Here is a 16,757-nt window from a genome sequence, read left to right on the forward strand (position 1 = left end):
AAAATTATAAATTTTTGGTCATAGATTTTACAATCTTATTCTCTGCAAAAAACTCTTTTAAAATTACTTTAATAGCAGTGTAACCAGGTACAGCTATTATCATACCTGTAATACCAAAAAGTAAGCCGCCAATAATAATAACTAAGAAGATTTCTAACGGATGAGATTTTACACTATTTGAAAATATAACAGGTTGCGAAAAGAAATTGTCTACCAATTGACCTATAGCAAAACCGATCATAACATAACCTGTTTTTGGTAGTATTACATCGCTAAAACTTTCTCCTAAATTGCTAGACATTGTAAGCGCCATCATTAATACACCACCAATAATTGGCCCTACGTAAGGTATAAGGTTTAATAGAGCGCATAAAAAGGCAATTACAATAGCGTTTTCTATACCAATAACAAGTAAAACTATTGTATAAATAACAAATAAGATTAAGATCTGAAAAACCAAACCAACAAAATATCTAGATAGCAAGTTGCTAATGGTGTCCATAGATTTTTTAAATCTATTTTCTTTGGCTTGTGGAGTTAACATTAAAAGACCATCACTAAATAGTTTGCGATCTTTTAAAAAGAAAAAAGTAATAAATAATACAGAAAACAGCCCAATACTTAAGCTGCCAAGTACGCCAACGAGTGAGTTTAAAAAATCTGGAATAAATGCAAAATCTAATTTACTAAAAAAGTTAGAAGACTTTACGTTTTCTTCTATATCGTGTGTGCTAACACCAAAGTAATTTACAACTTCTGTGTATAAGTCCTCTGCGTTTCCTTGTAGTTGGTCTATATCTAAAAGTGATAAGTTTTGACCTTGTTGTATAATAAGCGGAATAAATAAAGCAATAATGCCGCCTATAATGCTAATTAGTAATAGCATTGTAATAATAACAGCTAGTGTGTTATTAAATTTTAATTTGTCTCGTAAAAAAATAACAATGGGTCTGCCAATTAAAGAGGCAACCGCTGCAATAGAGATGTACGCTAAAACCGAGCTAATTTTATAGAGAAAAAAGCATAATAAAAGAACGCCAACTATAATGCCTAGTGCGCGTAAAATACCATCTGCTATTGTTTTTGATTTCATTATTTAGTTGTTAAAAACATATTTAATAATATTGGCTCCCATTTGTAAAGCTTTTAATCTTACTTCTGTAGAGTCGTTATGTACTTCTTGGTCTTCCCAACCATCGCCAAGATCGCTCTCAAAAGTAAATAACAATATAAGTCTATTATTGTGAGTTATGCCAAAAGCTTGTGGTCTTTTTCCGTTGTGCTCGTGTATTTTTGGTAAACCATCTGTAAATTTATATTTCTGGTTAAATATAGGATGATTTGCACCTAATTCTTCAAGCTTATTATTAGGGAATAATTTAGCTAGTTCTTTTCTAATATAAGGCTCCATACCATAATTATCATCAATGTGTAAAAAACCACCAGATAATAAATACGTTTTTAGGTTTGTTGCTTCTTCATCAGAAAAAACAACATTGCCGTGTCCTGTCATATGTAAAAATGGGTACTGAAAAATACCAACACTGTTAACTTCTACAGTTGCAGGTTTTGCCTTTATTTTTGTTCCTATTTCTGTATTACAAAATTGAATTAAATTAGGTAATGCAGTAGGGTTAGAGTACCAATCTCCGCCACCATTGTATTTTAAAATAGCAATTTCTTGTGCTTGTAAGCCTGTTGTAATAGCAAATGAAAGTAGCAAGCAAAAAAGAGCAATTTTTTTCATAAAATAATAGTGTTGTAATTATGGTTTTAAAAAGACTATCCGTTATTTATCATAGCAACAGTAGCACAGGCTACTATTGCAGCAGTTTCTGTACGTAATCTATTTTTACCTAAAGATACAGGAACAAAACCATTTTCGTAAGCTTGCTTTATTTCAGACGGAGAAAAATCACCTTCTGGTCCAATTAAAACGGTAACATCTTTGTCTGCTGCAACTCTTCTTTTTAGTTCTTCTTTTTCCTCATCTTCACAATGTGCAATAAACAATAAATCTTTATGTTCTTTTTTTACAAATTCTGAATAAGCAATAGGAGCATTTAATTTAGGAAGGTATGTTTGCAGAGACTGTTTCATAGCAGATTGCAATACTTTTTCCATACGTTCTAATTTAATAATTTTTCGTTCAGAATGCTCACAAATTATAGGGGTAATCTCGTTTACACCTATTTCCGTAGCCTTCTCTAAAAACCACTCAAACCTATCATTCATTTTAGTTGGTGCAACAGCTATGTGCATCCAATGCATTGGTCTGTGTTTTTTTTCTTTAGAAGTAATCTGAACTTTACATTTTTTCATATCAGCAACCATAATCTTAGCAGTAAATAAATAGCCATTACCATTGGTTATGTACAATTCATCTCCTTCAGTTTTACGTAACACCTTAACAATATGTTTGCTTTCTTCTGGTGGGAAAACAAATTGAGAAATACTATTGTCTAATGTCTCGCTATAAAATAATTGCATAAATTTATAATTAGGTTACTGTTTGTTTTGTTTACTCGTTAATTACGTAACGTGCTTTTGCTGTTATTTCTTGTGTAGCAAATAATTCTTCTTTGTATTTTAAATAGCCAACAATACCAATCATAGCAGCATTGTCTGTGCAAAATTCAAAAGGCGGAATAAAAGTTTTCCAGCCGTGTTTTTGTTCTGCTTCTTGTAAAACTTTTCTAATTCCCGAATTAGCAGACACTCCGCCACCTATGGCTATTTGGTTTACTCCAGTTTGTGCTACAGCCTTTTTTAATTTATCTAATAAAACTCTAATAATTGTGTACTGTATAGATGCACAAATATCATTTAAGTTTTCGGTAATAAAATTAGGGTTTTTCTGTGTTTCTCTCTGTATAAAATAGAGTACACTTGTTTTAAACCCGCTAAAGCTAAAGTTTAGTTCGCCTACTTTAGACTTAGGAAAAGGAAAAGCTTTTGGGTTGCCTAATTGTGCATATTTGTCTATTAATGGTCCACCTGGATAAGGTAAACCTAGTATTTTTGCACTTTTGTCAAAGGCTTCACCAACAGCATCATCTAAAGTCTGACCTAGAATTTCCATATCAAAATAACTTTTTACCAACACAATTTGCGTGTGTCCGCCACTAATAGTCATTCCAATAAATGGAAATGTAGGTTTTTTACCAGATTCATTATCAATAAAATGAGCTAAAATATGAGCCTGCATATGGTTAACCTCTATTAAGGGTATGTTTAACCCCAGTGCTAAAGATTTAGCAAAAGAGGTACCAACAAGCAAAGAGCCCATTAAACCAGGTCCTCTTGTAAAAGCTATTGCAGATAAGTCTTTTTTGTTGATATTTGCCTTAGCTAATGCTTGGTGCACCACCGGCACTATATTTTGTTGGTGTGCTCTAGAGGCTAGCTCGGGAACAACACCTCCGTATTCTTCATGAATCTTTTGCGTAGCAACAACATTGCTAAGCATTTTAGTGTTGTGTAAAACGGCCGCAGACGTGTCGTCACAAGAAGATTCTATTGCAAGTATGTAGATATTGTTTTTTTCCACGTATTTTTGGAATAAATATTGAAGTAACAAAGGTAAAACATAAAGGGCTATCAAAAAACTATTTAAAATACTACTAAGAATATTGCTGTTTATAATACTGCTTTGTCTTATTACGACCCTTATTTTTTCCTTGTCTTCTGTACAGACAAGCCTAGCTAATTACGCTACAAAAACCATAAACAAAGATTATGGTACCAATTTAAAAATTGACAAGCTTAAGGTTAACTTTATTACTTGGAACACTTCTGCAAAAGGTATCTACGCAGAGGACGAGAAAAAAGACACTCTTTTTTATATAGGTGATCTTACCACATCTATCTTAGATATAAAGAATTTAGTAAAGGGTCAGTTAGAGTTTGGAGATATAGATATAGATGATCTACATTTAAAATTAAAAAGATATAAAGGGGAACCATCAACTAATTTAGAAGTTTTTATAGACAAGTTAGATGATAAAAAACCACGTGCTGTAGGAAGTAAACCTTTTAAATTAGGATCTTCTAATGTAAGAATAGAAAATAGTAGGTTTCAGTTAATTGATGATAATTTAGAAAGACCACAGCAGTTAGATTTTAAAAATTTAAATATTGGAGCAACAGATTTTCTAATATTAGGGCCAGATGTATCTGCGCAAATAAACACACTTACATTTACAAGTAGAAGAGGACCTAAGGTAGAAAACTTAACCACAGCATTTAAGTATTCTAGAACCCAAATGAGGTTTGATGCTTTAGAGATAAAAACAAAAGAGTCTAATTTAAAAGGAAACTTAGTTTTTAATTACGATCGAAAAGATTTTGCAGATTTTATTAATAAAGTACAGATAGATGCAAACTTTACAGACTCAGAAGTTGCTTTAGACGATATTAATATGCTCTATAATGAGTTTGGTAGCGGTAAAAAAGTAACCTTGTCTACAAGAGTAAGTGGTGTTTTAAACGATTTAAAAACAGATCGTTTAATGCTTTTTTCAGATAACACAGGTGTTCGTGGAGATTTTAACTTTAAAAACCTATTTACACTAAGTAAGCCTTATGTTATAGATGCAAATATGAAAAGTGTAACAACTAGTTATTATGAGTTACGCTCTTTACTGCCTAATATATTAGGTAGTGTTTTGCCTTCTTCTTTTGCAAAGTTTGGACAATTTACGGTTAGGGGAACTACATCTGTTACAGAGACTGTGGTAAATGCTAAAGTAAACATAAATACTGCTATTGGTAGTAGTTATGCAGATGTGGAGCTTACGAATATTAATAACATAGACAATGCAAATTACCACGGATTTGTTTCTTTAATAGATTTTGACCTAGCTAGCTTTCTAGACTCTAAAAGCTTTGGGAAAGCAACTGTAGATATTAATGTAGATGGTAAAGGGTTTGTTGCTAAAACAATGAACACAGAGATTACAGGAGAGGTGTATAGTATACAGTTTAACAAGTACACGTATAGAAACATAAAAGTAGTTTCTGGTATTTTAAAAGAACAGTTTTTTGATGGTGCTTTAATTAGTAACGATGAAAACCTAAAATTAAACTTTAAAGGTCTAGCCGATTTTTCTTCAGAAAAAAATACGTTCGATTTTATTGCATCTGTAGATCACGCAAATTTTAAAGCATTAAATTTTATAAACGATAGTGTGTCTGTTTTTAAGGGTAATATTAATATGGATATTACTGGTAATACACTAGATAATATTGTTGGTGCTATTAAGTTTACAGAAACTAGCTATCAGAATAAAAACGATACGTATTATTTTGAAGACTTTAAAGTAACATCAGATTTTGAAAATGATTCTCTTCGTAAAATAGCAATTAACTCACCAGATATTATTACCGGTTATTTAGAGGGTAATTTTAGAGTAAACGAGCTTGGTAAATTAATGCAGAATTCTGTTGGTAGTATTTATACCAATTATAAGCCACATAGAATATCAGAGGGGCAAAACGTAGATTTTAAATTTAATGTTTATAATAAAATTGTAGATGTGTTTTTTCCTGAGGTTAAATTTGGGCCAAATACATTTATTAGAGGAAGTGTTGTTGCAGACGAAGGAGATTTTAAACTAACATTTAAATCACCAGGTATAGAGGCTTATGGTAATAAGTTAGATAAGATAGATGTTAAGATTGATAATAAAAATCCGCTTTTTAACACCTTTATTTCTGTAGACGATGCCACTACTAGTTTTTACGATGTTAAAAACTTTAAGTTGATAAATACCAAGTTAAAGGATACACTGTTCTTTAGAACGGAATTTGCTGGTGGCCGTGGGTATGATGATAATTACTTCTTAAATTTTTACCACACATTTAATAAAGAAAATAGATCTGTAATTGGACTTAAAAGGTCTACTGTTCTATTAAAAGGAAACGAGTGGGTAATTAATAAAAATAGGGATAAAAATAATAAGGTTGTTATTAATACAACTTTAGATAGTATAGATATTAAAGAAATTGTATTTAACAATGCCCAAGACGAAAAAATTAAACTTAGCGGTAAAGTTATAGATTCTACCTACAAAGATTTACTGTTAGAGTTTAGCGATGTTTCATTATATAAAGTAACACCTGCACTAAAAAATTTAGAATTAGACGGTGAGGTAAACGGATCTTTAAATATTTATCAAGAAGATGGTAAGTATATGCCATCTAGTAATTTAACAATGACAGATTTTACTGTTAATAAAATTAGATTAGGTAATCTAGGTATAGAGGTTGTTGGTAATGATGATTTAACTGTTTTTGATGTAGAGACGCATTTACGTAACAAAGGAGAAGACCGCTTAATTGTAACGGGCGTTATTAATAATAACGACAATACACCAACGGCAGATTTAAACGTAGACTTTAAAGATTTCTTGTTAGAACCTTTTGCAGCTTTAGGAGAAGGGATTATTACTAATATTAGGGGCTCTATAAATGGAGAGGCTAAAATAACAGAAAGTCTTTCTAATCCAGAGATTACTGGTAAGTTGTTTTTAAACAATGCAGGCATAGGAGTAGATTATTTAAATGTTGATTATAGTTTTGCAGATAACTCTGTGGTTAACCTGTTTAAGCAAACTTTTGATTTTGAAGATATACAACTTACAGACATAGCTATGAATACCACGGCAACGCTAGATGGTACAATTAGTCATAAAGAATTTGCTGAGTGGGATTTAGATTTAAATGTAAACACAAACAACAATCGTTTTTTAATTCTTAATACAGAATATAGTGAAGAAAGTCTATATTACGGAACAGGCTATTTAAATGGTACCGGAAAAATATATGGTTCAACAAAAGCACTTAATATAGATGTTATAGGAGAAACAGCTAAAGGAACTTCTTTAAAAATACCTTTAAGCGATGTTGCTACTGTGGGCGATTATAACTTTATAAACTTTGTAACAAAAGAGACAGAGGAAGAAAAAGGACGTACATTAAAAAACTATGAAGGTTTAGAGTTAATGTTCGATTTAGATGTAACTCCGGAGGCAGAAGTAGAGATTGTAATAGACCCTAGCACTAAAAGTTCTTTAAAAGGAACCGGTGGTGGTACTATTTTAATGGAGATTAATACCAATGGTAAATTTAATATGTATGGAGAATTTGCTACAGCTACTGGAGAATACAATTATAAGTACGGAGGTATTATAAATCGTAAGTTTACCGTAGAACCAGGAGGTTCTATTATTTGGGATGGTTCACCTTTAAATGCAGAGGTTAATATGAAAGCCAAATATTCTTTAGAGGCAAATCCAGCTCCGTTGTTAGATAACTCAGACTACAGAAACCGTATACCTGTAGATGTTGTGGTAAGCTTAGAAGGACCATTAGAGAAAACAGAGATAGATTTTAATATAGAATTTCCGGGTACTAGTTCTATTGTAAAGTCCGAATTAGAGTATAGGCTGCTAGATCATAACTTTGAGCAAAACAATGCATTCTATTTGTTAGCACAGGGGACTTTTGTAAATGAAGAAAGTGGTTTAAATGCAACTGCTTTAAGTGGTAATTTAGCACAAACAGCATCTGGTTTACTTAATTCGGTTTTTAAAAATAATGGAGAAAACTTAGACTTGGGTATTGTGTACGAGCAAGGAAATCTTAACCCTAATGCAGTACAAACAGAAAATAGAGTAGGTGTAACTGTATCTACAAGACTTGGAGAAAGAATCTTGTTTAACGGTAAGTTTGGAGTTCCTGTTGGTGGTGTTGGTGAATCTGTTGTTGCAGGTGATATGGAAGTACAGGTTATCTTAAATGAAAAAGGAACATTAAGTGCTAAGGTATTTAATAGGGAAAACGAAATTCAACAATTTTTAGCAGAGCGTCAAGGATATACGCAAGGAGTTGGTTTAACGTATCAAGTAGATTTTGATACTTTTAAAGAGCTAATGCATAAAATTTTTCCTAAAAAAGCGCGTAAAGAAGAAGAGCTAAAAGTAAAGGAAAAGCAAAAAACAGCTCAAAATTAAAATTGGATATAATTTAAGACTATCATCTAAAAAACACTTTTTTTTCATAATTCATCATTTTTCGACTTTAAAATCACACATTTTTAAGAGCTTTTGATAAAACTTATTAACGAAAACGTTTGAAGTTTTAGTCGTGCCAAAATTTAGGGTTCATACCGTTAATTTATTAAAATAAGTTTCCTAGCTTTACTACAATAAATTAATAAATGGCGTCAAAAATTAAAAAAATAGCAGTATTTACATCTGGTGGAGATTCTCCTGGGATGAATGCAGCAATAAGATCTGTTGTACGTACATGTGCTTATTTAAAAATAGAATGTGTAGGTATTTATAGAGGGTATGAAGGAATGGTTGAAGGAGATTTTAAACCAATGGATGCCCGTAGTGTAAACAATATTATTAACAAAGGAGGTACTATATTAAAGTCTGCTCGTTCAGATTCTTTTAGAACAAAAGAAGGTCGTAAACAGGCTTACGATAATTTAATAGCAAATAATATAGATGCTTTTGTTGTAATTGGTGGCGATGGTAGTTTTACCGGAGCAATGATTTTTAATCAAGAATACAACTTCCCAGTAATGGGTATTCCTGGAACTATAGATAACGATATTTTTGGTACAACCTATACTTTAGGTTTTGATACTGCTTTAAATACAGTTGTTGAGGTAATAGATAAAATTAGAGATACAGCCAGTTCTCATAACAGACTTTTCTTTGTAGAAGTAATGGGTAGAGATGTTGGGCATATTGCATTAAACGCTGGTGTTGGTGCAGGAGCAGAGGAAATACTTATTCCAGAAGAAAACTTAGGTTTAGATCGTTTGTTAGAATCTCTAAAACGAAGTAAAAAATCAGGTAAATCATCTAGTATTGTAATTGTTGCTGAAGGAGATAAAACAGGTAAAAATGTTTTTGAACTTAAGGAATATGTAGAAGAACATTTACCAATTTACGATGTGCGTGTATCTGTACTAGGTCATATGCAACGTGGTGGTTCGCCTTCTTGTTTTGATCGTGTACTAGCAAGTAGAATGGGAGTTAGGGCTGTAGAAGCTTTATTAGAAGGTAAAAGTAACCTAATGGTTGGTATTCAGGATAACAAAATTATTCTAACACCAATAGAACAAGCAATAAAAGGACACACAAAAATAGATAAAGAGCTCATTAGAGTTTCAGACATAATGTCAACATAATTAATAACAAAAAGCAAGAAAATGTCAAATTTAAAAATAGGAATCAACGGATTTGGAAGAATAGGTAGGTTGGTTTTCAGAACAACAATAAAAAGAGGAGATGTAGATGTTGTTGCAATTAATGATTTATTAGATGTAGAACACTTAGCATACCTTTTAAAGTACGATTCTGTTCACGGTAATTTTGATGGAACTGTAGAGGTTAAAGACGGACATTTAGTAGTAAACGGTAAAGTTGTACGTATTACAGCAGAACGTGAGCCTAAAAACATTAAGTGGGATGCTGTTGGAGCAGAAATAGTTGCAGAATGTACAGGTATTTTTACAACTTTAGAAATGGCTCAATACCACATAGATGGTGGTGCTAAAAAAGTTGTTATATCTGCACCTTCTAAAGATGCTCCTATGTTTGTAATGGGCGTTAATCATAAAGATGTAAAAGCATCAGATACTATAGTTTCTAATGCATCATGTACTACAAATTGTTTAGCTCCTATAGCTAAAGTATTAAATGATAATTTTGGTATAGAAGAAGCATTAATGACAACTGTACACGCAACTACTGCAACTCAAATGACAGTAGATGGTCCTTCTAGAAAAGACTGGAGAGGTGGTCGTAGTGCAATGTTAAATATTATACCAGCTTCTACGGGTGCAGCAAAAGCAGTAACTAAGGTTATACCTGCATTAGAAGGTAAATTAACTGGTATGGCTTTTAGAGTACCAACTGCAGATGTATCTGTAGTAGATTTAACGGTACGTTTAGAAAAAGAAACATCTTACGAAGAAATTAAGAAAGTTTTTAAAGCAGCTTCTGAAGGAGAATTACAAGGTGTTTTAGGGTACACAGAAGAACTTTTAGTTTCTCAGGATTTTATTGGAGATTCTAGAACTAGTATTTTTGATGCTAACGCTGGTATGGAGTTAAACTCTAAGTTTTTCAAAATAGTTTCTTGGTATGATAATGAAGCAGGTTTCTCTAATAAAATGGTAGATTTAGCACAACACGTAGCTAGTCTATAATCATTTTATAAATGTGATATAGTATCCTGAAAATTGGTTAATATTTACTTTTTTTCAGGATACATTAATTTTAAGTAATAACGTATGATTTTAATTGTAGATAGCGGTGCTACTAAGTCAGATTGGATTGCCTTGGATGATAAAGGCGAACAATTGTTTATGACGCAAACATTAGGTTTAAGTCCAGAAGTACTAACTAGAGAGGTTATAGAAGATAGGTTAGCTAATAACTTTGAGTTGTCTAAAAACAAAGATAAAGTTACTAAGTTACATTTCTATGGAGCTGGTTGTGGTACCGAGCGTATGCGCTTATTTTTAAAAGAGATTTTTAAAGTCTTTTTTCCTAATGCGGTAGCAGAAGTAAAAGAAGATACTTACGCAGCTATACATGCTACTACAAAACTTGGTGACCCTGGTATTGTTTGTATTTTAGGTACTGGATCTAATTGTAGTTACTATGACGGTGAAAATGTACATCAAAAAGTAACATCTTTAGGGTATATTTTAATGGATGATGGTAGTGGTAACTTCTTTGGAAGAAAGTTACTAAGAGATTACTATTTTCATAAAATACCTAAGGATTTGGCAGATAAATTTGCAGCCGAATATGATTTAGAGGCAGATATTATAAAAGAAAATTTATACAAACAGCCTAATCCTAATACATACTTGGCAACTTTTGCTAGGTTTATTATAGAGAACAAAGATCACCCTTATTCTAGAGGAGTTATCAATAAAGGATTGCAACAGTTTATCAATAACAATGTAATGCAGTTTGATTTGGCTACTAAAGTACCTGTAAATTTTGTGGGTAGTATTTCTTATTTTTTAAGAGATGAATTAGCTAAAGTTATAGAAAGAAACGACCTTATTTTAGGTGTCATAAGAAGAAGGCCAATTGAAGGATTGGTAGACTTCCATAGAAGCACTATTTAATACTATAGTGTAGTTGTTAAATAGCTTATAAATAGAAAAGCGTAACTTTTAGTAGTTACGCTTTTTTTTATGTTTTTATTTTTGATAATGTATTACTTAATGAACAGCAATCATAGAGATTTCTACATTTACAAATTTAGGTAAGTTAGCTACTTCTACGGTTTCTCTTGCTGGTGCAGTATCTGCATTAAAATAAGAACCGTAAACTTCATTAATTTCTGCAAACTGATGCATATCGTTTACAAAAATACAAGCTTTCACTACATTTTCAAATGTCATCCCGGCTTCTGTTAGTATGGCTTTTAAGTTTTCCATACTTTGTTTTGTCTCAGCTTTAATATCACCCTCTACCAAATCTCCTGTCTTTGGATCTATTGGTATTTGACCAGAAATATATAATGTATTGCCAGTTAAAACAGCTTGGTTGTATGGCCCTATTGGAGCAGGTGCATGTACCGTTGTAATAATTTTTTTCATCTTAATTAGTAGTTTTAATTAATGTAAAAGAATAAATAATACCTCTATTATCTCTGACTTCTTTGTTCCCATTTAAGGTCTTTAAGTATGCTACTCTTAATTCCTATAAAGAAATACCATCTTTCGTAAGTGCCAAATGGTGTCCAGTTAAAGTTAAGTCTAAAACTTTTAAGATCTCTTTCAAAACGTAATTGTGTTAAAGAAAAACCTTGATTTTTAAAGTCGTAACCAGAAGATACACCAACTTTCCATCTTGGGGTTAAGTCAACATTTCCAGAAAACATTAAAGAGTGATTGCTAATTTCATCTTGTCTGTTAGGATTGCTATAGCTAACTGCGTACGCTAATCTAACATCCCAAGGAATGGCATTTTTGTATAGTGGGTTCTCTTTTACTTCTTCATCTTCATCGTTAGGGTTACCTGGTCTGTCGCTAAAGTCGTCACTTCTGCCAAAAAGATCATCTGTTCTACCACCACTGGCAGCAACATAGCCATCATCATCCTCATCATCTTCATCCTCTTTTTTATCAAACATTTTACTGCTTAAAGAGTAACCAATATTGGCTCTAGCACTAGTTAACCTAGCTAAGCTACCACCATTGTTAATGTTAAGTGTGTTAATTCTAGTTCCTTTGTTATCTATGGCATAAGGATCTAAATTAGCAGAAAAGTTAATAGACATCTTCTTATTCAATATAGTAGTACCACCATTAATTCTAAATGGACTTAAACGTAAAGAATCTGCCTGAAAGTTATAGTTGGTAGAAATATTAAAACTGCTTAATAAAGATATTTTTTTAGGTTCTGTTGCTGTAGAATCCTTGTCTTTAACTTTGGCTTCTAAAGTATTTTGTAGCGAAAAACTAAGAGCGCTACTCTGTGTAAGTCCGGGAGCTCCGTTTAATGTACCTTCAAATCTACTGTACTGTATGTATTCTCCATCAGCATTCATATACTCATCATAAGTTTCCTCGAAAGAAGGAGAGTAGCTGTAGCCTATAGAAGGTCTCATGGTATGTCTAATGGCTTGTATGTTTTTGCTTTCGTCAAATGTCCAAGTACCATACATTGTAGTTCCTAAACTAGCGCTAAAACTGTATTTGTTGTAACGGTCAAAACCATTTATTTTTTCAGAAATTACAGCATCGGTAGCAGCATCATAAAACTTATCGTATGTTTCTAATGTCCATACATCTTCATAAGAACCACCAAGGCTAACACTTAATTGTTTAAAAACTTTAAAGTTTGTGCTAACTGGTATTCTGTGTCTTGCTCCTACTTTTGCATCGTCAAACATTTCAGACTTAAAGAAAAGAGAATCTGATGTTGTGATCTGGTTTTGCGCATTAACATCATACTGGAAATTAATATTCTGTATAATTCCTTTTTTTAAACCATCTCTTTTTGCAAACGGAAAAATACGCTCCATACTTGCCTGCATTGTAGGTAAAGTAAGGTTTATAACATCTGTGTTTGTGTTCTGGTTGTGTGTAGCCGTTAAACTAAGGTTTACAGAAGGGTACTCAGGAAACGTTTTTGAATACGATACAGATGATGATAAGTTGTTATTTTGTGTATTTGGTACGTTGTATTGGTTTAATGAGCTTCTGTAATAATCGCTACTACCTAAGTTTACACTTGCAGAAAGCCTAGAATTTGGATTATTTTTAGGGTCCTGTGTATGCGATATTTGTATGTTGTAGTTGGTAGATCTACTGTAATCATCAAACCCTTTTTGACTATTTATCTGATTTTCGTACCTAATATTAACATTACCCCTGTATTTGTACCTTTTAATATAGGTAGATTGCCCTCTAAAACCATAACTACCATTGGTGTAGAAATCTCCTTGTAATGTTAGGTCTACAAATTCGTTTATAGGGAAATAATAACCACCATTTTGTAAAAAATAACCACGATCAGGATCACTACCAAAGGTAGGAAAAATTAAACCTGCCGTATTACCTGTAGTCATAGGAAAATAAGCAAAAGGCAAAGCAATTGGCGTAGGCACATCTGCAATGTACATATTGCTATAACCAGCGATCATTTTTTTGCCAGGTACAAATTTACCTTTACGAACTAGTATGTAATAATCAGGATTAATAGTATCGTTAGAGGTTGTTATTTTTGCTCTACTCATAAAGTAAACAGAGTCATTTTCTTTTTTAGTTTTTTCGGCATATACTTTCATCGCATCACTACCAATACTACCTAAACCAGCTTGTTGCTCTGTTCTAGAGTTCCAGATAAGTGCTTTTTGTGTGTCAAAATTAAACCGAATAGAATCTGGTTTTACAACCTGACTACCTTGTTTAAAATCGGGTAGTTGAGAATAGACACCAGTAGAATCTTTTATACGACCTGCGTAAACTTCATTTTTAGCAAGGTCCATTATGATAATACCTGCTTTTAGTTCTGTATCTTGGTAGTACAATTCTGCTTTGTCATACAAGTAGATTTTTTGCTCCTTACGATCATAACGCATATAGCCTTCTGCCTTCCTTTTTACTATATCTACAAGTAAAGGTTCTTTTGTTTTAGAAGAATCTTGTGTAATGCTGTCCTTTTTTTGCGACTTGTTTATAATATCCGCAGGAATTAAAGGAGCTACTATAGAATCTTTTTGTTTCTTTACAGTTAATGGAATTACCTTATCTTCTTGTGCAGATAGGCTTAAAACCCCTAGAAACAGGAGTAAATAAAAAAGTAAACGATGTTTATTTGATTGCAAGGCTATAAATCCTATTTTTGTATTGATTTGGCTCGGTATTTCGGGTTTCAAACTTACGCATATTTTTTATTTTAGAATACGCATTAGAATAAATTTAACCTAAATGAATAAAAGATTTAATAATTATATATTAAAATTTAACAAGTTTTCATCAGTAGGAGTATTGGTGCTTACTTTTTTGTTGTCCTCCTTAAGTGTTGTTTTTAATACAGTTTCTGCTCAAGATAAGTTTGTAGTTGTGTTAGATGCAGGTCACGGTGGGCACGATCCAGGTAATTTAGGTAATGGGTATTTAGAAAAGAATATAGCATTAAATATAGTGTTAAAAGCGGGTGAATTACTGTCTCAGAACCCAAATATTAAGGTTTTATATACAAGAAAAGACGATACGTTTGTAGATTTATTTGAGCGCGGACAAATTGCAAATAAAGCAAATGCAGATTTATTTGTGTCTGTACATTGTGACTCTCATACATCAGATGCACACGGAGCTGGTACTTTTGTATTAGGATTACACGCTAATAAACAAAATTTTGATATTGCTAAAAAAGAGAACTCTGTAATATATTTAGAGGACAATTACCAAGCAAACTATTCTGAGTATAACATTAATTCGCCAGAATCTGTAATTGGTTTAACTATAATGCAAGAAGAGTTTTTAGACCAAAGTATTGCGTTGGCTAAGTTGTTGCAAGATAAATTTTCTAATAAATTAAAACGTACAGATCGTAAAGTTAAGCAAGCTGGTTTTATAGTACTACACCAAACATTTATGCCTAGTGTATTAGTAGAAACAGGATTTTTAACAAACAAAAGTGAGGGAGCTTACTTAAATTCTAAATCTGGACAATTAGAAATGGGCACGGCAATTGCTGAGTCTGTTTTAGCGTATATGGATCAGCTTGTGTCTAATGCAATTGCATCATCTACAGCTACACCAGAACCTAAAGAAGTGGTGAAAGAACAGATTAAGGTCGTTGAAGAGAAAAAAGTAGAGGAAAAAAAGCCCGCAGTAGTTGTTCAGGAGCCTAAAGAGAAAGAAGTTGTAGTTAAAAACGAAATCAAGCCTAAAGAAGTAGAAGAACAGGTGACAACAAGCAGTAATATAGAGTTTAGAGTACAATTATTTGCTAGTTCTAAATCTATACCTTTAGTTTCAGATAATTTTAAAGGACTAAGGGCGTTAACAAAAGAACCAGTAAATAATATGTATCGTTATATGAGCGGACACGCAAAATCTCATTACGATGCAAAATTAATTAAGTCTAATGCAGATTTAAAAGGGTATACTTCTTCTTATATTGTAGCATATAAAGATGGAAAGCGAATAAATATTAAAGAGGCAATTAAGTACACAAAAGAATAATTTATAATTCTAATTAAATTTAGAGCAAAACATATTTCTATTGAAACTATCTAGAGAAGTTAAAACAGGTATAATTGTAATTGGCGGAATATTGCTATTTATTTTAGGGTTTAGCTATTTAAAGGCAACACCGTTGTTTGATAATAGTAAAACATTTTATGCTATATATGATGACGTTGGTGGTTTACAACCAGGCACACAAGTATCTATAAATGGTTTTAGCGTTGGTAAAATAAACGATATTAGATTTAAAGATAAATCAGGTAAACTATTAGTTACTTTTTCGGTAGACAGTAGTTTTGAGTTCTCTAAAAATAGTATAGCAGAATTGTATGATACTGGTATTATTGGAGGTAAGGGAATACAAATTATTCCTGTCTTTGATGATGCAGCACTTGCAAAATCTGGAGATACTTTGGTTACAAATACAAAACCGGGTTTAACAGATTTAGTTCAGCAGAATTTGGCTCCTTTGCAAAATAAGGTTGAAGGCGCAATATCTAATGCAGATTCTCTTTTAGTTAATTTTAATGACATACTAGATGTAAAAACAAAAAAGGATTTGCAAAGCAGTATTTCTGGTTTAAACGATTTAATTAAAAGCTTTAAAGTAACCACAAACTCACTTAATAGCTTAATGGCTAATAATAAAGAGGAATTAGAAGGGTCTTTATCTAATATTAAAAAAATAACAGACGATTTCTCTAAAATATCTACAGCCTTATCTGAAGCAGAACTAGATAAGAGTATAGCAGGCTTACAAAAAACCGTAACAAACTTAGATAATTTACTAACTAAGATAGATAAAGGAGAAGGTTCATTAGGAAAATTAATGAACAATGAAGAACTTTACAACAATCTGGCAGGGGCATCTAAGGAATTAGACCTATTGTTACAAGATTTTAGATTAAACCCTAAACGTTATGTAAACGTTTCTGTTTTTGGAAAAAAACAAAAAGAATACGAGTTGCCAGAAAATGACCCTGCAGCCGAAATAAAAAACTAACTAACT

At 32.1% G+C, this 16,757-nt stretch carries 12 protein-coding genes; 6 read left to right on the top strand and 6 right to left on the bottom strand.

Annotated features, from left to right (window positions below; translation table 11 throughout):
- Positions 1-4: 4 nt before the first annotated feature.
- The 4 genes from BT107_RS00995 to tsaD are packed head-to-tail and all read right to left on the bottom strand — an operon-like array spanning position 5 to position 3,550.
- Positions 5-1,093 carry an AI-2E family transporter gene (locus BT107_RS00995; RefSeq protein ID WP_072301893.1) on the bottom strand — a complete coding sequence of 363 codons (1,089 nt, stop codon included), beginning with the start codon at positions 1,091-1,093 and terminating at the stop codon, positions 5-7.
- A 3-nt stretch (positions 1,094-1,096) separates the two neighbouring features.
- Positions 1,097-1,747, bottom strand: coding sequence for a DUF4159 domain-containing protein (locus BT107_RS01000; protein ID WP_072301894.1), 651 nt, complete (start codon positions 1,745-1,747; stop codon positions 1,097-1,099).
- A 35-nt stretch (positions 1,748-1,782) separates the two neighbouring features.
- Complete coding sequence (locus tag BT107_RS01005) at positions 1,783-2,490, bottom strand: 16S rRNA (uracil(1498)-N(3))-methyltransferase (protein WP_072301895.1); 708 nt, start codon at positions 2,488-2,490, stop codon at positions 1,783-1,785.
- 31 nt (positions 2,491-2,521) lie between these two features.
- Positions 2,522-3,550, bottom strand: a complete 1,029-nt coding sequence (tsaD, locus tag BT107_RS01010) for a tRNA (adenosine(37)-N6)-threonylcarbamoyltransferase complex transferase subunit TsaD (RefSeq protein WP_072301896.1) — start codon at positions 3,548-3,550, stop codon at positions 2,522-2,524.
- A gap of 82 nt (positions 3,551-3,632) precedes the next feature.
- Between tsaD and BT107_RS01015 the strand changes: the two genes are divergently transcribed.
- The 4 genes from BT107_RS01015 to BT107_RS01030 all read left to right on the top strand — a co-directional run bounded on the left by BT107_RS01015 (position 3,633) and on the right by BT107_RS01030 (position 11,167).
- Complete coding sequence (locus BT107_RS01015) at positions 3,633-8,015, top strand: translocation/assembly module TamB domain-containing protein (protein WP_072301897.1); 4,383 nt, start codon at positions 3,633-3,635, stop codon at positions 8,013-8,015.
- Between the two features lie 206 nt (positions 8,016-8,221).
- Complete coding sequence (gene pfkA, locus BT107_RS01020; RefSeq protein WP_072301898.1) at positions 8,222-9,208, top strand: 6-phosphofructokinase; 987 nt, start codon at positions 8,222-8,224, stop codon at positions 9,206-9,208.
- Between the two features lie 21 nt (positions 9,209-9,229).
- Positions 9,230-10,231: a type I glyceraldehyde-3-phosphate dehydrogenase gene (gap, locus tag BT107_RS01025; RefSeq protein ID WP_072301899.1), complete on the top strand. Its 1,002-nt coding sequence runs from the start codon at positions 9,230-9,232 to the stop codon at positions 10,229-10,231.
- A gap of 84 nt (positions 10,232-10,315) precedes the next feature.
- A complete protein-coding gene (locus tag BT107_RS01030; RefSeq protein WP_072301900.1) occupies positions 10,316-11,167 on the top strand; it encodes an N-acetylglucosamine kinase in 852 nt (283 codons plus the stop codon).
- Between the two features lie 96 nt (positions 11,168-11,263).
- On the opposite strand, the gene BT107_RS01035 is transcribed toward BT107_RS01030, so the two are convergent.
- Positions 11,264-11,644, bottom strand: coding sequence for a RidA family protein (locus tag BT107_RS01035; RefSeq protein WP_072301901.1), 381 nt, complete (start codon positions 11,642-11,644; stop codon positions 11,264-11,266).
- A gap of 47 nt (positions 11,645-11,691) precedes the next feature.
- Positions 11,692-14,430, bottom strand: coding sequence for a putative LPS assembly protein LptD (locus BT107_RS01040; RefSeq protein ID WP_084639066.1), 2,739 nt, complete (start codon positions 14,428-14,430; stop codon positions 11,692-11,694).
- A 52-nt stretch (positions 14,431-14,482) separates the two neighbouring features.
- Here BT107_RS01040 and BT107_RS01045 point away from each other — a divergent pair, with 52 nt between their 5' ends.
- Both BT107_RS01045 and BT107_RS01050 read left to right on the top strand, forming a co-directional pair.
- On the top strand, positions 14,483-15,745 hold the full coding sequence (locus tag BT107_RS01045) for an N-acetylmuramoyl-L-alanine amidase family protein (RefSeq protein WP_072301903.1): 1,263 nt from the start codon (positions 14,483-14,485) through the stop codon (positions 15,743-15,745).
- A 40-nt stretch (positions 15,746-15,785) separates the two neighbouring features.
- Positions 15,786-16,751 (top strand): MlaD family protein, encoded by a 966-nt coding sequence (locus BT107_RS01050; RefSeq protein WP_072301904.1) that lies wholly within the window; start codon positions 15,786-15,788, stop codon positions 16,749-16,751.
- Positions 16,752-16,757 lie beyond the last annotated feature (6 nt).

The organism is Cellulophaga fucicola, from assembly GCF_900119145.1.
GTDB classification, from domain to species: domain Bacteria; phylum Bacteroidota; class Bacteroidia; order Flavobacteriales; family Flavobacteriaceae; genus Cellulophaga; species Cellulophaga fucicola.